This is a genomic window from Velazquezella soli, assembly GCF_977018685.1.
The window spans coordinates 646,075-664,904 of sequence record NZ_CDRNXF010000004.1 but is presented as its reverse complement, the minus strand read 5'-3'; the positions used below and the strand labels follow the sequence as shown (position 1 = coordinate 664,904).

Below are 18,830 nucleotides of genomic sequence, written 5' to 3'. Positions count from 1 at the left end.
TCACAACTTTTTGCCGCGGGGAGCGTTGCGTTTCCCGCGGCATTTTCTTATGAGACGCCCAAAAATGCGGCGCGACGCCGAAATGGCTCGGTTCGTGGCTTGACACGGTCTGAAATCGACCGGAGCCCCTTCCACAAAGGCTTACAATGTTTGGTTTGCTACTGCGGCGCCTCGCCGTGCTGATCCCGACCTTCCTCGGGGTCTCGATCATCGCCTTTTCCTTCATCCGGCTCCTGCCGGGCGATCCGGTCATGCTCTTGTCCGGTGAGCGCGTCATGTCGCCCGAGCGGCATGCGCAGATCAGCGCCCAGCTTGGCATGGACCGCCCGATGGTCATCCAGTATTTCGATTATCTCGGCGGCGTGCTGACCGGCGACTTCGGCTCCTCGATCGTCTCCAAGAAGCCGATCCTCGACCAGTTCTGGGCGCTGTTTCCAGCGACCGTCGAGCTGTCCATCTGCGCAATGATCATCGCCGTTGCGCTCGGCATTCCCGCCGGCGTCATCGCCGCCATGAAGCGGGGTTCGATCTTTGACCAGGGCCTGATGGGCATCGCGCTGGTCGGCTATTCGATGCCGATCTTCTGGTGGGGCCTGCTGCTGATCATTCTGTTTTCCGGCACGTTGCAGTGGTTCCCGGTTTCGGGTCGCATCTCACTTATGTTCTACTTCCCGCAGGTCACCGGCTTCATGCTGATCGACTCGCTGCTGTCGGGGCAAAAGGGTGCCTTCTCCTCGGCCATCAGCCATCTGGCGCTGCCGTCGATCGTGCTTGCCACCATCCCGCTTGCCGTCATCGCCCGCCAGACCCGCTCGGCCATGCTGGAAGTGCTGTCCGAAGACTACGTGCGTACCGCCCGCGCCAAGGGCCTGTCGCCGTTCCGCGTCGTCGGCGTGCATGCGCTGCGCAACGCGATGATCCCGGTCATCACCACCATCGGTTTGCAGATCGGCGTCATGCTTGCGGGCGCGATCCTGACCGAGACGATCTTTTCCTGGCCGGGCATCGGCAAGTGGATGGTCGATAGCGTCTTCCGTCGCGACTACCCGGTCATCCAGGGTGGCCTGCTTCTGATCGCGGCGATCATCATGACGGTCAACCTCATCGTCGACCTCATGTACGGCCTCATCAATCCCCGTATCCGCCACTGATCCGCCGAGATAAGAAGGAGAAAAATCCCATGGCAGATGCAATAACCGCCAAGACGCCAGAGATCGTCACGACCGGGCAGATGCGCCGCCAGATGCTCAAGGAGTTCTGGTTCTACTTTTCCGAAAACCGCGGTGCCGTCATCGGCCTGTTCGTTTTCATCGCTCTCGTGGTCGTAGCCGTCCTCGCTCCGGTGATTGCCCCGCATTCACCGTTCGAACAGTATCGTGACGCCGTGCTGCGGCCGCCGGTATGGGCCGAAGGCGGCAGCTGGAGCTTTCTTCTCGGAACAGACCCTGTCGGTCGCGACATTCTTTCGCGCCTGATCTACGGCGCACAGTATTCGCTGTTCATCGGCCTGTTCGTGACGACGCTGTCGCTGCTCGGCGGCATTCTCGTCGGCCTGATCGCGGGCTACTATCGCGGCTGGATCGATACGGTGATCATGCGCCTGATGGACATCATCCTGGCGTTTCCGTCGTTGCTTCTGGCGCTGGTTCTGGTCGCAATCCTGGGGCCCAGCCTCACCAACGGCATGATCGCGATCGCGCTCACCCTGCAGCCTCATTTCGTGCGACTGACCCGCGCCGCCGTCATGGAAGAGAAGACGAAGGATTACGTCACCGCTGCCCGCATCGCCGGCGCCGGTCCGATCCGTCTGATGTTCCGCACCATCCTGCCGAACTGCACCGGACCGCTCATCGTCCAGGCGACCTTGTCCTTCTCGAACGCGATCCTCGATGCAGCAGCGCTGGGCTTCCTCGGCATGGGCGCACAGCCGCCGGCGCCCGAATGGGGCACGATGCTGGCCGAAGCACGCGAGTTCATCCTGCGCGCCTGGTGGGTCGTCACCTTCCCCGGCCTTGCAATTCTCATCACCGTTCTTGCCATCAACCTGATGGGCGACGGCCTGCGCGATGCGCTTGACCCGAAACTGAAGAGGTCCTGATCATGGCGCTTCTGCAAATCGACAATCTCACCGTTGAGTTCGAAACCGCGACCGGCTGGTTCCGGGCCGTCGACGGCGTCTCGATCACGGTCGAAAAGGGCGAAGTGCTCGCCATCGTCGGCGAAAGCGGCTCCGGCAAGTCCGTTTCGATGCTGGCCGTCATGGGGCTTCTGCCGTGGACGGCGAAGATCACCGCCGACCGCATGCTGTTTGAAGGCAAGGACTTCCAGAAACTGAGCCCTGCCGATCGTCGCAAGCTGATCGGCAAGGATATCGCGATGATCTTCCAGGAGCCGGTGGCAAGCCTCAACCCTTGCTTCACGGTCGGCTTCCAGATCGAGGAAGTGCTGCGCATCCACCTCGGCCTCGACAGACAAGCCCGCCGCGCCCGCGCCATCGAACTGTTCAAGCTGGTCGGCTTGCCGGACCCAGCGGAACGGCTGAACAGCTTTCCGCACCAGATGTCGGGCGGCCAGTGTCAGCGCGTGATGATCGCCATCGCGATTGCCTGCGACCCGAAGCTGTTGATCGCCGACGAACCGACGACGGCACTCGACGTCACCATCCAGAAGCAGATCCTCGACCTGATCATGGACCTGCAGACCCGCACCGGCATGGGCCTGATCATGATCACCCACGACATGGGCGTGGTTGCCGAAACGGCCGACCGGGTCGTGGTGCAGTACAAGGGCCGCAAGATGGAGGAAGCCGACGTGCTTTCGCTGTTTGAGAACCCGCAGAGCAACTATACCAAGGCGCTTCTCGCAGCCCTGCCGGAAAACGCGACGGGTGACCGACTGACCACCGTCTCCGCCTTTTTCGACGGCAATCCGGACCAGCCTTCGGGAGTGAATGCATGACCGATATGACCAACACCGACATCATGCTGGAAGTGCGCGACATCAAGCGCGACTACGAACTGCCGGCTGGCTTCATGAAGCCGAAAAAGACCGTGCATGCGGTCAAGGGCGTTTCCTTCAAGCTTGAACGCGGCAAGACGCTGGCAATCGTCGGCGAAAGCGGCTGCGGCAAGTCCACGCTTGCCCGCATGATCACCTTCATCGACGAACCGACGGCCGGCGAACTGATCATCGACGGCCAGAAGATGGATACGCGTCCCGGCCACCTGACATCAGAAATGCGCCAGAAGGTGCAGATCGTGTTCCAGAACCCCTATGGTTCGCTCAACCCGCGCCAGAAGATCGGCGACGTTCTCGGCGAACCGCTGGCGATCAACACCTCGATGCCGGCATCCGAGCGGCGCGATCGCGCAACCGAGATGCTGATCAAGGTCGGCTTGGGTCCGGAACACTACAACCGCTATCCGCACATGTTCTCCGGCGGCCAGCGCCAGCGCATCGCGATCGCCCGTGCGCTGATGATGAACCCGAAGCTTCTCGTGCTGGACGAACCCGTCTCGGCGCTCGATCTTTCTGTTCAGGCACAGGTCCTGAACCTGCTGGCCGACCTGCAGGACGAGTTCAACCTGACCTACGTCTTCATCAGCCACGACCTTTCCGTCGTACGCTACATCGCCGACGAGGTGATGGTGATGTATTTCGGCGAGGCGGTCGAATACGGAACGCGCGAAGAGGTGTTTTCCGCGCCGAAGCACGAATATACCCAGACCCTGTTCAAGGCGACTCCGCGCGCCGATGTGGAATCGATCCGCGCTCGTATTGCTAAGAAGAAGGCTGCCTCGGCCGTTTGAACGCCTAAGATGCACTGATAATGCCGGCAGCTGTCGGCATTATCACGGAATTGAGCTTGAAGTTGACGCAGAGAGAAATCTCTCGCATCAGGAGTCATGCAAGAAGAAACCTCTGTCAGGTCGCCGGAAAGCGGCGAGCGTCATTATGGCAGGGTGGGAGTAGCGGCATGGCATTGTTGAACTTGTTCAGAAGCAGGCAGCAGGACAAAGCGCCGGAGCCCGCCTCGCTCAAGTCGATGGTCTCGGGCTACTCGATCGAGGTCATGCCGCGCACGGCCGCCAAGATCGACGACTTCACGACACTGCTGCCCGCAAACACCCGGGTCTATATCGCCCATATCGACGGCACACCGATCGACGATATGGTGAAGACGGCCAAACGGCTGCGTGAAGATGGCTTCGAGGTCATGCCGCACATTCCGGCCCGCAGCATCGAGAGCCGCGCCATGCTCGACGACTGGGTAAGCCGATATCACAACGAGGCAGGTGTGGACCAGGCGCTCGTCCTCGGCGGCGGCCTGTCGCGCCCGGCTGGCGCTCTCGACAGTTCGCTGCAGCTGATCGAGACCGGCATTTTCGACCGCCATGGCTTCAAGCGGCTGCATGTCGCCGGCCACCCCGAAGGCAACAGGGATATCGACCTCGACGGCACGACCAAGCTCGTAGACGAAGCCTTGAAGTTCAAGCAGATCTATTCCGAAAGCACCGACGCGAAGCTTGCCATCGTCACCCAGTTCGCCTTCGATTCGCGGCCGGTGATCCTGTGGGCGGAGCGCATCGCCGCAACCGGCGTCCGCATGCCGATCCATCTCGGCGTCGCGGGACCGACAAAGCTTCAGACGCTGATCAAATTCGCCCTCACCTGTGGTGTCGGCCCGTCGATCAGCGTCATCCAAAAGCGGGCCATCGACATCTCCAAACTCCTGGTGCCCTACGAGCCGACCGAATTCCTGACTGAAATTGCCGACTACAAGGCCCGCAACCCGCAAAGCTTGATCGAGCAGATCCACGTCTTCCCGCTGGGTGGTATCAGAGCCAGCGCGGAATGGATGAACGAGCGTCAACCTGCGCTGGCTGAAATCCGCGCGATATAGTCTTTTGCCGAGCGCGCGACGATCGCCTGGCCGTTGCCGCGGATATCCTGTTTGGCGAAGGCTCCGTAGATCCGCTCGAACGGCCAGGCCGCCAGCCGTTCGGCGACATCCGCCACCTCAGCTGCGCTGAGCGGCATCATGTTGGGATAGCTCCACATGAACGAAACCCGGTCGGCCCCCGGCGTCACCTGCACGATATCGCCGGCGAGCAGCACACCTGTCCCATCCCGCGCTGTCCAATGCATCACGGTTCCGCCAGCGAAATGACCGCCGGCATGTACAAGCGTCGCGGAAGAAGACAGGACGAGCGCATCCTCGTCCCACAGGCGGACGTGATCGGACGGACGCTGGATCCACTGGCTGTCCAAAGCGTGGATGTAGATCGGGCAATCGAAGGCCTCGGCCCAATCCTGCATGGTTGAGTAATAGTGCGGATGGGAGATCGCGATGGCGCTCAACCCGCCCAGCGATTTGACCAGCGTCTTCGTCGCGTCGTCGAGGAGCGCGATACAATCCCAGAGAATGTTTCCGGACGGTGTCTGCACCAGAAGCGCCCGCTGGCCGATAGCAAACGCGGGAACGGTACGGATGGAAAGGAGGCCGGGCTCGAGTTCGAGCCAGCTATTGGCATGCCCCTGCGCGAGCTTTTCAGCGGAAACCCACGCCTGGCCGGAAGCCGGGACATATTGCCGGTCGTCGAGGCAGATCGGGCAAGATGCGGGTGGTTCGGCACGATCGGGATAGGATGTGCTACAGGCATTGCAAAGAAAAACCGTCATGAGCCCCCCGCTCCGGATAACCGCGATCAATCGGTTATAGACGAGAACGGACTTCCCGATAGAGGCTGGGAGCCACATTCCGGTAAAGCGGCAAGAGCAGCCGGCCTCATTCACGCTTTCCCAACGCGGCCGCGATACGCTGTAGCGATGTTGCGGTTGCCGGGAGGCTGTGATGACGGAAGCAAAGCCTGTGCGGCTCTTGAACCTCGATCTGCTCCGGCTGGTCTCGGCCCTGCTCGTCCTGTTCTTCCACTACGGTTTTCGCATGCGGATCACCGGAGAAGGCGCCGGGATCGGCTTTCCGGAGCTCGCGCCGATAGCCAAGTGGTTCGATATCGGCCTGCTGATCTTCTTTGCCATCTCCGGCTACGTCATCATGATGTCGGCAGAAGGTCGATCGGCCTTTGATTTTGCCGCTGGACGGTTTGCAAGGCTCTGGCCGACATTCGTCGTCTGCGCCACCATCACCGCCGTCGTCCTGTCGATCTGGCCGGTCCCGGCGCTCAGTGCCCCGACGGTGCGGCAATGGCTGGCCCATCTCGTGATCCTGTCGCGCGTATTCGGCCAACCCTTCCTCGACGGAGCATACTGGACGATCGCCTACGAGATCATCTTCTACGGCTGGATCTTCGTCGCTCTCGCAACAGGCCTGTTGAAGTCGCACTGGCGTCTCATCGTCACGGTCTGGCTTGCCATTTCGGTGCTGAACGAGACAGCGCTGCAAAGCGTCGTGCTGCAGAAACTGCTGATCACCCAGTATTCAGGCTATTTTGCCTTCGGATTGGCGCTGTTTCGGACGCGACTGGAAAACTCCCGGGCAAGCTTTGCAGTGCTCAGCCTCGCAGCCGGCTGGGCCATCGCTGCACCGTTCCTGACGGAGCCGGAATTTGTATCCATGTATGGTCTTGAAAGAAATGCCGCGGGCCTGGCCGCGATGGGGCCGCTGGCGCTTGCGGCCGTGACGATCGCGATCTACGCGCCGACACTGCCGATCAAGAGAGGGCTCGCGATCTCGCTCGGCGGGCTGACCTATCCGCTTTACCTTCTGCATCAAAATATCGGCTATGCCGCCTTTGCCAATTTCGGCACGTCGGACAATCGCTTCGCCATTCTGGCTTTGTTGATTGGGGGATTGTTGGCTGTCGCGATGATCATCGCAAGAACAGTTGAGCCTGCCGCGAGACGGGCGATCATTAGGCTTTCAAAGCCCGTTCAGGCCAGCCTGACGCGACTGCGCGCCCGCTTTGCCTGAGGGACCCCGCGGCGGAAAAACCGCCGCAGGGTCTTGTGCACTCAGCCGTTGATGTAAGGCATGACTTCCAGAACGCCGCGGTAGATCATCTCCAGCGAAACGTAGAGGATGACGACCAGACCGACATAGGCAATCCAGCGATGCTTGTTGAGCAGGCGGGCGATGAAGCTTGCCGCGATACCCATCAAGGCGATCGAAAGAATGAGGCCGAAGATCAGCACTTCGGGATGTTCGTGTGCGGCACCGGCAACGGCCAGAACGTTGTCGAGCGACATGGAAACGTCGGCGATGACGATCTGCCAGGCAGCCTGGGCGAAGGTCTTGCGTGGCGCACCGCTGACGGACGCGTTCTCGCCTTCCTCGACGGCCTTCGAGACGACATTTTCGGCATCGTCCTCATGGCTGTGCGGAGTGCGCAGCTCGCGCCACATCTTCCAGCAGACCCAAAGAAGCAGGACACCACCGGCAAGAAGCAGGCCGACGATCTGCAGAAGCTGGGTCGTGGCAAGCGCAAAACCGATACGCAGCACGGTGGCGGCAATGATACCGATCAGGATCGCCTTGGCGCGCTGATCCTTGGGCAGTCCGGCGGCGGCGAGGCCGATGACGATTGCGTTGTCACCCGCCAGAACAAGGTCGATCATGATTACTTGCGCGAGGGCGGACAGTGCCTCCGGCGTAAAGAATTCCATCATTTGGTACCCGATCTTTCAATACGGAGCACCCATGTCGTGGAGAGGGGCGACGAATTACGGGCGGAAATTCACCGCTATCCATTCGATTGCCGTCAAGGTCGAGTGACGACCCCCACAAACACCAGGCACCTGAAGTTGAACAATCCAGTCCGACATCACAGTTCCTGCGAACTGCCAGAGGGGCCCGGTCCTGGTGCGCTGAGATTTATCTTGGGAGCCGCAGAAATCAAGCCCCAACTCACGAACCAGCTCACGGGAGTGTGATTTCTTCGCGGGAAAACGGCTTCTACTTGGTCAGCCGCTTGTGGAGGCTCTCAAGAATGAGCTTTCCAAGCCCCTCGTAATCTTCATCGAAATGGTGTCCGCCTTCGATGCCGACCGTCTCGATACCCTGCGGTTTCAGCGTCGGGCAAGGATCGTCGTCTTCGTCGGTACCATAAAGGCACTGCACGACATGCGGATCGATCTTGGCGATATCGGAAATGCTGTCGCCGTTCTTGCCCTCACCGGCAACACCAAGCCAACCGGTAACGGAAATCTCGAAATCGACCTCTTTCGACAGCGCCAGCAGCGAAATCTGTTTCACCCTCGCTTTGGTCGCAGCCGGCAGGACGTTGAAGGTCGCCGGCAGGATGTCGGCTCCGAATGAATAGCCGATCAGCACCACGTTTTTCACGTTCCACTGGCGCCGGTACGTGTCGATGATCTTGACGAGATCATCCGCCGTTTCCTGCGGCGTGCGTTCCTTCCAGAAATACCGCAGCGAATCCACCCCGACCACAGGCACACCCTGGGCCTGCAGATAACCGCCGAGCTCGCTGTCGATATCACGCCATCCGCCATCGCCGGAATAGACAACCGCCATCGTGTCGAGTGTCGGTTTCGTGTCCAGGACCGTTACTGGCAGATCGAGTTGATCGCTATTGCCGTCACCTTCAATCGCCGTGTCGAGGAGATCTGCGAGCGCTTCAGTTGCAGGCCCGGATACGTCCTTGAGCTCAAGATCCGGCCAACCGGCCTTGAGGCTGGTGGCGTGGTCCTTGCCGGCGGCATCGGCCGCATCGGTCAAGCCGATCGTCACGTCGGCCGGCAGCTTTCCATCGGTAAAGCCGTAGATCGTCCGGTCGCCGGCCTTTTCCTTGGTCGCGGGGGTGCAGAGAACCTTTTCGAGCGGAATGCCGGCCGTCGGATCGACTGCGATGGCTTTCGAGATCGTCGCAAACGGGCTTTGCGCGATCATGCCGAGCGCAAGCGCTGCGCCATCCCCGATGCCGGCAATGATCGGATGCCGGTAACTGGCATTGCCGATCCGGCGCTGCACCTGCTGCGACAGATCTTCGATATCGGAGACCATGTAGATGCAATCGCCGTCATCCTTGGCGAGCGACGCGATGTAGGACGGGTAATCGATACCGACCACCGCCGCCCCCTGATCGACAAGCGCCTTGGCCTGGCTCTCTTCCTCGGCACCCCAGCCTGCGCCCTTCGAGATCAGGAAGACCATCGCCTTCAGATCCTTGTCGGCGGGCAGAGTGATATGTGGCGAGGCGATCATTCCGGTCTTGTAGTCATCCGTCTGCGAACCGGTTTGCTCGGAAGCAGGCTGCTGAGCGGAGGCAAGACCGGTGCCGGCCAGCAGAATGCCGACGGCGAGAATTCGGGACAAGATCATCATTTTCCGACCACTCCTCTCAAGCCCCCGCCAATCAGCAGCGTCGCATCCACCATCGCGATGGCAGGACTGACGCTTGCCACCGCAAGATAGCGCGGTTCCCAGTGCGGGTGAAACTTGGTTTTGAATGCCTTCAGGCCTTTGAAATTGTAGAAGCGCTCGCCGTGTTCGAAGATCACGCTGCCGATCCGGTCCCAGACAGGGGCGGCTTCCCTCTGTGCCATCCCGGAAAGTGGCGCCATGCCGAGGTTGAAGGTCTTGTACCCGGCAGCCTGTAGATATTCCATGCAGCGGACGAACAGGAAATCCATCGAGCCTCTGGGCGCATCCGGCGCAAACCGCATAAGGTCGACGGTTGCCTCCTGCTTCGTCTCCGTCAGCGACAGCGTTGCAAAGGCGACGATCTTTCCCTGCGTGCGCAGCACCGCCACCGGCTGGGATGCCACATAGGCATCCTGGAAGGCCCCGAGCGAAAACGTCTTTTCGCGTGTCTCATGGGCTGCGAGCCAGGTATCGGACACGCGGCGCAGATCCTCGATCGAGCCCATCACATCCGCCTGCTCGATCACGTCGAATTCGAGCCCTTCGCGAAGACCCTTGTTGACGGCCTGGCGCAGACCGGCGAGACGACTTCCCTTGAGATCGAAGCGCTCCAGATCGACGATCGCCAGTTCTCCGAGCTTGACGGCTCGCATGCCGGCATCGGCGCAGTAAGGCAGAAGCGCCGGCGAAATCTGGTAGAAGACGGCCCGTCCGCCCTGGGCCCTCGCCTCTTCCACGAAGCTCCAGACCAGTTCGGGGATTTCCTCTGCCGGGCCGACCGGATCGAACAAGGCGATCCAGGAACGACCCTGAATGCCGTACATGATGAAGGCCTTGCCGTTTGCGGAAAACATCAACCGCTTGTCGGCCATGCGCACGACATTCGCATCCGCGATGTCCTGCTGCCGGACGATCGAGATCGCCCGCTCCAGTTCCTCCGGCGTGGAGTGTGCCGTGCGGGTCGCAGCCGGGCGCAACAGGCTCGCAATCGCGATTGTGCCGGCAACGATCGCCACGCCGAGGATCGCGCGAAGCCCGCGCGGCGCTTCGGCGGAAAACTCGAACTGCCACCAGAGCTCCCGGCTGTATTCCACCTCGCGATAGACAAACAGAAGCACTGTGATCGCGGCTGCCACCAGCACCAGCATCGCCACGACCCATGCAGGCGTCAGGACCTGCCGGAGGAGTGACGCCGGACGCGTGAACTGCCGGGCGCTGAGCAACAGGCCGGCGAGCAGAATGACCAGAAAGATCGCTTCAAACACCGCGACCGCACGCACGAAGGCGAGCAGCAAAGCCAGCGCGGAACAAGCCGTTGCCGTCCACCACGCCCCGTCGAGCCTCTGGCTCACACCGCGGGCCGAAGCAAAAAGAACGATGCCGAGAATGCTTGACAGAAAATGCGCACCTTCGACAACCGGCAGCGGCAGATAGTTATAGAGGAAATCGAGATCCGAATCCGGCGTTGGCGTGACGCCCGAAAACACCAGCATGGCACCGGCGATCATCGCGAATGCGGCAAGCAGAAGCGGCGCCAGACGGAATTCGAGCTTGCGCAGCGTCGAGGCGACCGGATGGTTGGAAAGCTGCTGCACCTCCATGCCGATCACGAACAGCGTCGCGACCAGAAGCGGCAGCACGTGATAGATAACCCGGTAGAGAACAAGGCTGCCGAGAACCTGATCGATATCGACAGTGCTTCCGAGCGCCGCAACGATGATCGTCTCGAACACGCCCAGCCCCGCCGGAACGTGGCTGAGAACGCCGGCACCGACAGCCGTGGCATAGATCGCCAGGAACGACGGCCAGCCGATATCCGTCTGCGGCAGAAGCACGTAAAGAACTGACGCCGAGGCAGCGATATCGAGCGCCGTGATCAGGAACTGCTGCGACGAGGTTTTCGTATCGGGAAGCCGCAGCTTCAGCCTGCCCAACGCCACTTCGCGGCCATTCCAGCCGGCAACGACAAGCGCTGAGAGCACCACGATAATCGCAACCGCAATGCCGCGCACCCAGCCCTCGCCGATGCCGAGCAGGCTGCCGATCCGAGGCGCCGTGACAAGCGATGCGATCGCAGTCACCCCAAGCAGGCCGATCCCGAAGGCGAGCGTGACAAAGGCGATCACGCGGCCGATGTCGTCGGGGCTGAGGCCCAGCCGCGAGTAACCGCGGAATCGGATCGCGCCGCCGCTCAAGGCACCGAAACCGGCTGTGTTGCCAACCGCATAGGCGCTGAACGCGGTCATCGCGACCGGCACCGGTGGCAGCTTCTTGCCGATATAGGAGAGTGCGTTGAGGTCGTATCCGGTCAGGGCAACAAAACTCAGCGCGGTGAAGAAGATCGCGAGAAGGATGGACGATGCCTTCGTGGCCGCAAGCGCTGCAAGCACGTCGTCATAACTGACTTCGGTAGTCAGATCGTAGATCGCAAACGTCGTGAAGCCGAAGACCACGAGGATGATGAAGGGAACGAGATAGCCGCGATAGTTTTCAAACGTCTCGCGGAGGCCGGTCTTCTGCTGATCTGTGGACATCAATGGTCATGCCGGTTGTTGAAGCATTGCCGGGGATTTCTCCCCGAACGAGCCGGGCAGCTAAGGCGACCCGATCGCGGCAATAATATGTCTGTGTTGCCGCCCTCATTACGTAGGCACTCGCCTACTTTCAATAAGGGTTTAGCGCATCGGCGTCGCAATAAAAAAGGCGGAAGCTGCAGCTTCCGCCTTTCGCTGTCTCTCTGTGATGAGGGCTCAACGGCGCTGGTTGTAGACGTCGACGCAGACGGCGCCGAGCAGAACCAGACCCTTGATGACCTGCTGATAGTCGATGCCGATGCCGAGGATCGACATGCCGTTGTTCATCACGCCCATCAGGAAGGCGCCGATGACGGCACCCGTGACCTTGCCAACGCCGCCGTAAGCCGAGGCGCCGCCGATGAAGCAGGCCGCGATGACGTCGAGCTCGAAGCCTGTGCCGGCCTTCGGGGTCGCGCTGTTGAGGCGAGCGGCAACGACGAGGCCGCCAAGCGCTGCCAGCACACCCATGTTGACGAAGGTCCAGAACACCAGACGCACGGTCTTGATGCCGGACAGCTCGGCTGCGCGGGCATTGCCACCGACCGCATAGATCTGCCGTCCGATGATCGTGCGGTTGGTGAAGAAGCCGTAGGCGACGATCAGCACGGCCATGATGATCAGCACGTTGGGCAGGCCGCGGTGCGACGAGATCAGGTAGGCGACATAGCCGATGGCAGCCATGACAAGGATGTTCTTGCCGATGAAGAAAGCCATCGGTTCGGATTCGACGCCATGCTCGACACGCCGTGCGCGGCTTCTGAAGTTCTGCCAGACCATCAGGGCGGCCAGTACCAGGCCGATGATGAAGGACGTCAGATAAAGGCCGCCCGTCGAGGAGATCAGTTCCGGGATGAAGCCGGAAGACAACTTCTGGAAGGTCGGATCGAAGGGACCGATCGACCGGCCGCTAAGGACCGCGATCATGAACCCGCGGAAGACCAGCATGCCGGCAAGCGTCACGATGAAGGACGGAATCCTGAAATAGGCGACGAAATAGCCCTGCATTGCGCCGATCACGCCACCGAGCACGAGGCAGATGATGCTCGCCGTGACAAAGTCGAAGCTGTACTGCACCATCAGCATCGCCGCGACCGCGCCGACGAAACCGGCGACCGAACCGACCGAAAGGTCGATGTGGCCGGTTACGATCACCATCAGCATGCCGAGCGCCATGATGACGATATAGCTGTTCTGGAGAACGATGTTGGTGATGTTGAGCGGCTTCAGCAGAACGCCCCCCGTTGCGACCTGGAAGAAGATGACGATCACGACCAGCGAGATCAGCATCCCGTAGTCACGAAGATTTTCCTTCCAGAAACCTGTCGCCGCCTTGGGAGCGGTAATTGCTTCCTGCGGAGTGCTCATAATTATCTCCCCTTGCGGCGCATGATAGCGCGCATGATATTTTCCTGCGTTGCCTCTTCGCCGGCGACTTCGCCGACAAATTCGCCCTCGTGCATGACCATGATCCTGTCGCAGATGCCGATGAGCTCGGGCATTTCGGACGAGATCACGATGACTGCCTTACCGGCATCCGCAAGTTCGTTGATGATGGAATAGATTTCGTACTTGGCGCCGACATCGATGCCGCGTGTGGGTTCGTCCAGGATCAGGATGTCCGGGTTGGTGAACAGCCATTTCGACAGCACGACCTTTTGCTGGTTGCCGCCGGAAAGCTTGCCGGTTTCCTGGTAGACGTTATGGCTGCGGATCCGCATACGGTCGCGGAATTCCTGGGCAACCTTCATTTCACGGATGTCGTCGATCACGCCGCGTGACGAAACGCCGCCCAGGTGCGCGAGCGAGACATTCTTGCGGATGTCCTCAGACAGGATCAGCCCGAGATGTTTGCGGTCTTCCGTGACATAGGCAAGGCCCGCCTTGATCGCCCGGTGCACGTCCGATGTATCCGCTGGCTTGCCATGGATCTTCACGGTGCCGGAAATATCGCGGCCATAGGCGCGACCGAACACGCTCATCGCGAACTCGGTGCGGCCGGACCCCATCAGGCCGGAGATGCCGACGACTTCGCCGGCCCGGACCTTCATGGACACGTTCTTGACCACCTTGCGGTGCGAATGCTGCGGATGGTGGACGGACCAGTCGTCGACCTCGAAGATCACCTCGCCGATCTTCGGCTCGCGCTTCGGGTAACGGCTTTCGAGATCGCGATCGACCATGCGACGGACGATCTCGTCCTCGTCGACCGGACCTTCGTGACAGTCAAGCGTGCCGACCGTACGACCGTCGCGCAGCACGGTGATGCGATCAGCAACTTCCGAGATCTCGTTCAGCTTGTGGCTGATCATGATCGAGGTAATGCCGTTGCGGCGGAATTCCTTGAGGAGTTCGAGCAGGGCTGCGCTGTCGGTTTCGTTGAGCGAAGCGGTCGGCTCGTCGAGGATCAGCAGGCGCACGTCCTTGGACAGTGCCTTGGCGATCTCGACCAGCTGCTGCTTGCCGACACCGAGGTTGGTGATGAGGGTTTCGGGCACCTCGGCAACGAGACCGACCTTGGCGAGCAGGGCCTTCGTGCGGATGTAGCGAGCATCGCGGTCGATCACTCCGTACTTGGATGGCGCGTTCGCGAGAAAGATGTTCTCGGCAATCGACATCAGCGGGATGAGCGCGAGCTCCTGGTGAATGATGATGATACCGAGCTTTTCGGAATCGTTGATGTCGCGGAAGTGGCGTTCCTCGCCGTCGAACAGGATCGAGCCTTCGTAGGAACCATGCGGGTACACGCCCGAAAGCACCTTCATCAGCGTCGACTTGCCGGCACCGTTTTCGCCGACAAGGGCGTGAATCTCGCCTTCCTTGACGGTAAAGCTGACGTCCGAAAGCGCCTTAACGGCGCCAAAACTTTTTGAAATGCCGCGCATTTCCAAAATAGGCGGTTTGTCCGCCGACAATACAGGATCAAGCATGAGAACTCCTGGAATAGGAAGCCGCGCGACGCTTGCGCCGCGCGGCCAGAGACTTACTTGAGCTGCGATTCCTGGTAGTAGCCGGTATCGACGAGGACCTTCCAGTTCGTCTTGTCGACGACAACTGGCTTCAGCAGGTAGGACGGAACGACCTTCTTGCCGTTGTCATAGGTCTTGGTGTCGGTGACAACCGGTTCCTTGCCGTTCATGGCAGCATCGACCATGTCTACGGTGACCTTCGCGAGTTCGCGCGTGTCCTTGTAGATCGTCGAATACTGTTCGCCGGCGATGATCGACTTGACCGAAGGCACTTCCGCATCCTGACCGGAGACGATCGGCATCGGCATGTCGCCGGAACCGTAGCCGACGCCCTTCAGCGACGAGATGATGCCGAGCGAGATACCGTCATAGGGAGACAGAACGCCGTTCAGCTTCTTGTCGGAATAGGTCGAGGACAGGATGGCGTCCATGCGAGACTGGGCAGTTGCCGGATCCCAACGAAGGGTCGCGACCTTGTCCATGCCGGTCTGGCCGGAGCCGACCTTGAGCGTGCCCTTGTCGATCAGCGGCTGAAGGACGCTCATCGCACCGTTATAGAAGAAGAAGGCGTTGTTGTCGTCCGGCGAACCGCCGAACAGTTCGATGTTGAACGGGCCCTTTTCGGTATCGGCCTTGAGGCCCTTTACCAGCGAGGTTGCCTGCTGAACGCCGACCTGGAAGTTGTCGAAGGTCGCGTAGTAGTCGACATTCGGTGTTTCGCGGATCAGGCGGTCATAGGCAATGACCTTGATCTTCTGATCGGCAGCCTGCTGCAGAACGTCGGACAGTGTCGTGCCGTCGATCGATGCAATGACGAGAACCTTGGCACCCTTGGTGACCATGTTTTCAATCTGCGACAGCTGGTTCGGGATATCGTCTTCAGCGTACTGAAGGTCCACGTCATAGCCACGTTCTTTCAGAACCTTGACCATGTTGTCGCCATCGGCGATCCAGCGGGCAGAAGACTTGGTCGGCATCGCGACGCCGACGAGACCCTTGTCTGCAGCAAACACAGGCGACGCGAGCGCGACACCTGCGAAAATTGCAACCGTGGTCATGAGTTTCAAAATTTTCATAAGTAACTCCTCCGTTTCAAGCAGCTCACAATTAAGCTGCCGTATTATCCGGGAGAGGCTCCCCGCCTCCCCTCACGACCTTTTTCAGGTCAGTGATTGTCGCGCGGCAGACCTTCGGTCTGCGCAATGCGCTGGTATTTCACAGCCGGTTCGAGAACCGCGCCGGTTTCCATCTGCCCGACGATGCCGCGCTGGATTTCCTGCCACGGCGTCTGGTGCTTCGGATAGCGATAGCCGCCCTCGGCGTCCAGAGTGCTTCGACGTTGTGCAAGCTCATCATCCGAAATCAGGATGTTGGCTTCGCCGCGACCGAGATCGATGCGCACACGGTCGCCGGTCTTCAAAAGTGCAAGACCACCACCTGCTGCCGCTTCCGGAGACGCGTTGAGGATCGACGGGCTGCCCGACGTGCCGGACTGGCGTCCATCACCGATGCAGGCGAGCGAGCTGATACCCCGTTTCAGAAGGTAATCGGGAGCGCGCATGTTGACCACTTCGGCAGCGCCCGGATAACCGATCGGACCGGCACCGCGCATGAAGAGAACCGAATGCTCGTCGATCTCGAGCGATGGATCGTCGATGCGGTGATGGTAATCCTCAGGACCGTCGAACACGATGGCACGGCCTTCGAAAGCTTCAGGATCGCTGGCGTTGGACAGGTAGCGCTCGCGGAACTCCGGCGAAATGACGCTGGTCTTCATGATGGCCGAGGAGAACAGGTTGCCGCGCAGAACGCGGAAGCCGGCCCGTGCCTTCAGCGGTTCGTCGTAACGCTTGATGACCTTGTCGTCCTCGATGATCGCACCGCGACAGTTGTCGCCGATCGTCTTACCGTTCACCGTCATCGCATCTTCGTTGATGAGGCCCTGCGTCATCAGCTGGTTGACAACAGCCGGAACACCGCCGGCATGGTAATAGTCTTCACCGAGATATTCGCCGGCTGGCTGCAGGTTGACCAGGAGAGGCACTTCCTCGCCATAGGTCTGCCAGTCGTCGACCGTCAGTTCCACGCCGGTATGGCGGGCGAGCGCGTTCAGATGGATCGGCGCATTGGTCGAGCCGCCGATCGCGGAATTGACGCGGATGGCGTTGATGAAAGCGTCCTTGGTCAGAATATCCGAAGGCTTCAGGTCTTCCCTGACCATTTCGACGATGCGAAGGCCAGTGAGATACGAGACTTCCTGGCGGTCACGGTAAGGAGCCGGGATGGCGGCCGAACCCGGCAGCTGCATGCCCAGCGCTTCGGCCAGCGAATTCATCGTCGTTGCCGTGCCCATTGTGTTGCAATAGCCGGTGGATGGTGCCGAAGACGCGACAAGCTTCACAAAGCCCGCGTAATCGATCTCGCCCTTGGCCAGAAGTTCGCGTGCCTTCCAGACGATCGTCCCGGAACCGGTGCGTTCACCGCGGAACCAGCCGTTCAGCATCGGGCCGACCGACAGGGCGATGGCTGGAATGTTGACGGTGGCAGCGGCCATAAGACAGGCTGGCGTGGTCTTGTCGCAGCCGATCGTCAGCACGACGCCATCGAGCGGGTAACCGTAGAGAACTTCGACAAGGCCGAGATAGGCTAGGTTGCGGTCAAGGCCCGCGGTCGGGCGCTTGCCGGTTTCCTGGATCGGATGCACCGGAAATTCGATGGCGATGCCGCCCGCTTCGCGAATACCTTCGCGCAGACGGTTGGCAAGCTCCAGATGGTGGCGGTTGCACGGCGACAGGTCCGAACCGGTCTGGGCGATGCCGATGATCGGCCGGTCCGACTGAAGTTCGGCCTGGCTGAGACCGAAGTTCATGTAGCGCTCGAGATAGAGCGCGGTCATGTCGACATTGTCAGGATTGTCGAACCAGGCGCGCGACCGCAGCTTACGCGCGTCCTGGCGGCGCTCTCCGGTTTCGGCGATTTCACTTGAGGGCGCGTTTTCCGAATTGCTCATCTTCAGTCCTCGAATGCTTCAGTTTCAATGCGCCGGCCAAGCATGAAGGCATCCGCCACATGCACCAGCGGTGAGAAATCCGTATCGCTGTCACCCTTGGTGACGAGCGCTACGAAATCCCGATACAGATTGCGATATTCGCGATCTTCCTCGACGATCTGCGCCTCGCCGTCGACGATCAGGCGGCTGCCGCCGTGGGTGAGGACGATCGTGCCCTCTTCGGTCTCGACCCGGATGTCCCAGGTCTGCGGCCCCGTCTGACGCCAGTCGAATTCGGCCGCCACAGGCAAGCCGCTTTTCGTTTCGAAGGCAAGGCTTGCAGCGATCGGCGCGGCACGATTGGCCGGAAAGGTCAGTTCGGAGCGCACGAGATGAAACTTTTCGGGCATGATCCGCGTGACGATCGACAGAGCATTGATGCCGGGATCGAAAACGCCGAGACCGCCCGGCTCCCAGATCCACGCCTGACCCGGATGCCAGTGGCGAACATCTTCCTTCCACTCGACCGAAACGCTTTTCAGCGTCCGCTCGGCCATCAGCGCCCGTGCAGGCTCGACAGCCGCGGCAGCGCGGGAATGCCATGTTGCAAACAGGCTGAGGCCTTTTTCCCTCGCCAGCGTTTCCAGCGCAAAGACTTCCGAAAGCGTTGCGCCCGGCGGCTTTTCGAGCATTACATGCTTGCCGGCTTCAAGCGCCGCCTTTGCCTGCTCGAACCGGCCCTGGGGCGGCGTACAGAGAGAGACGGCGTCGATTTCGACGCCGGAGGCCAGCAGCTCGTGAATATCGGCAAAACACGCGACATTTTCGAGCGAGGCGTTGCGGCTGGCGACTGCGACGAGATCGATCCCGTCGGTCGCTTCGATTGCGCCGAGATGCTGGTCCCTGGCAATCTTGCCAAGTCCGACGATAGCGAGACGAATGGGGGTCATGGCCAC

15 protein-coding genes are annotated in these 18,830 nt (G+C 60.6%); 6 read left to right on the top strand and 9 right to left on the bottom strand.

The features are described from left to right. Positions 1–146: 146 nt before the first annotated feature. The 5 genes from AC0JZ8_RS06805 to AC0JZ8_RS06785 all read left to right on the top strand — a co-directional run bounded on the left by AC0JZ8_RS06805 (position 147) and on the right by AC0JZ8_RS06785 (position 4,903). A complete protein-coding gene (locus tag AC0JZ8_RS06805; RefSeq protein WP_062462141.1) occupies positions 147–1,151 on the top strand; it encodes an ABC transporter permease subunit in 1,005 nt (334 codons plus the stop codon). Between the two features lie 29 nt (positions 1,152–1,180). Further along, the gene (locus AC0JZ8_RS06800; RefSeq protein WP_062462138.1) at positions 1,181–2,098 is read left to right on the top strand and encodes an ABC transporter permease subunit; all 918 of its coding nucleotides are present in this window, start codon (positions 1,181–1,183) and stop codon (positions 2,096–2,098) included. Positions 2,099–2,100: 2 nt separating this feature from the next. Continuing rightward, a complete protein-coding gene (locus AC0JZ8_RS06795; RefSeq protein ID WP_082471963.1) occupies positions 2,101–2,958 on the top strand; it encodes an ABC transporter ATP-binding protein in 858 nt (285 codons plus the stop codon). Between the two features lie 5 nt (positions 2,959–2,963). After that, complete coding sequence (locus AC0JZ8_RS06790) at positions 2,964–3,809, top strand: dipeptide ABC transporter ATP-binding protein (RefSeq protein ID WP_471893334.1); 846 nt, start codon at positions 2,964–2,966, stop codon at positions 3,807–3,809. 167 nt (positions 3,810–3,976) lie between these two features. Continuing rightward, positions 3,977–4,903: a methylenetetrahydrofolate reductase gene (locus AC0JZ8_RS06785; RefSeq protein WP_471892125.1), complete on the top strand. Its 927-nt coding sequence runs from the start codon at positions 3,977–3,979 to the stop codon at positions 4,901–4,903. Here AC0JZ8_RS06785 and AC0JZ8_RS06780 read toward each other — a convergent pair. Continuing rightward, complete coding sequence (locus tag AC0JZ8_RS06780; protein ID WP_062462131.1) at positions 4,870–5,682, bottom strand: MBL fold metallo-hydrolase; 813 nt, start codon at positions 5,680–5,682, stop codon at positions 4,870–4,872. The two genes, AC0JZ8_RS06785 and AC0JZ8_RS06780, sit on opposite strands and share 34 nt — an antisense overlap. A gap of 172 nt (positions 5,683–5,854) precedes the next feature. On the opposite strand from AC0JZ8_RS06780, the gene AC0JZ8_RS06775 reads away from it, so the two are divergent. Next, positions 5,855–6,934, top strand: a complete 1,080-nt coding sequence (locus AC0JZ8_RS06775) for an acyltransferase family protein (protein ID WP_471892124.1) — start codon at positions 5,855–5,857, stop codon at positions 6,932–6,934. A 41-nt stretch (positions 6,935–6,975) separates the two neighbouring features. Here the strand turns inward: AC0JZ8_RS06775 and AC0JZ8_RS06770 are convergent, their stop codons facing one another. From AC0JZ8_RS06770 to AC0JZ8_RS06735, 8 genes are all read right to left on the bottom strand, one after another. After that, on the bottom strand, positions 6,976–7,629 hold the full coding sequence (locus AC0JZ8_RS06770; protein WP_062462125.1) for a TerC family protein: 654 nt from the start codon (positions 7,627–7,629) through the stop codon (positions 6,976–6,978). A gap of 286 nt (positions 7,630–7,915) precedes the next feature. Continuing rightward, positions 7,916–9,304, bottom strand: a complete 1,389-nt coding sequence (locus AC0JZ8_RS06765; protein ID WP_471892123.1) for a virulence factor family protein — start codon at positions 9,302–9,304, stop codon at positions 7,916–7,918. Next, positions 9,301–11,877, bottom strand: a complete 2,577-nt coding sequence (gene mprF, locus AC0JZ8_RS06760; protein ID WP_471892122.1) for a bifunctional lysylphosphatidylglycerol flippase/synthetase MprF — start codon at positions 11,875–11,877, stop codon at positions 9,301–9,303. Before mprF ends, AC0JZ8_RS06765 begins: the two co-directional genes overlap by 4 nt. A 216-nt stretch (positions 11,878–12,093) precedes the next feature. Beyond that, positions 12,094–13,284, bottom strand: coding sequence for a multiple monosaccharide ABC transporter permease (mmsB, locus tag AC0JZ8_RS06755; protein WP_062462120.1), 1,191 nt, complete (start codon positions 13,282–13,284; stop codon positions 12,094–12,096). A gap of 2 nt (positions 13,285–13,286) precedes the next feature. Further along, positions 13,287–14,846, bottom strand: coding sequence for a multiple monosaccharide ABC transporter ATP-binding protein (gene mmsA / locus AC0JZ8_RS06750; RefSeq protein ID WP_062462117.1), 1,560 nt, complete (start codon positions 14,844–14,846; stop codon positions 13,287–13,289). 53 nt (positions 14,847–14,899) lie between these two features. Further along, on the bottom strand, positions 14,900–15,961 hold the full coding sequence (chvE, locus tag AC0JZ8_RS06745) for a multiple monosaccharide ABC transporter substrate-binding protein (protein ID WP_062462113.1): 1,062 nt from the start codon (positions 15,959–15,961) through the stop codon (positions 14,900–14,902). 89 nt (positions 15,962–16,050) lie between these two features. Further along, positions 16,051–17,895, bottom strand: coding sequence for an IlvD/Edd family dehydratase (locus tag AC0JZ8_RS06740; protein WP_471892121.1), 1,845 nt, complete (start codon positions 17,893–17,895; stop codon positions 16,051–16,053). Positions 17,896–17,897: 2 nt separating this feature from the next. Further along, complete coding sequence (locus tag AC0JZ8_RS06735; RefSeq protein ID WP_471892120.1) at positions 17,898–18,830, bottom strand: Gfo/Idh/MocA family protein; 933 nt, start codon at positions 18,828–18,830, stop codon at positions 17,898–17,900.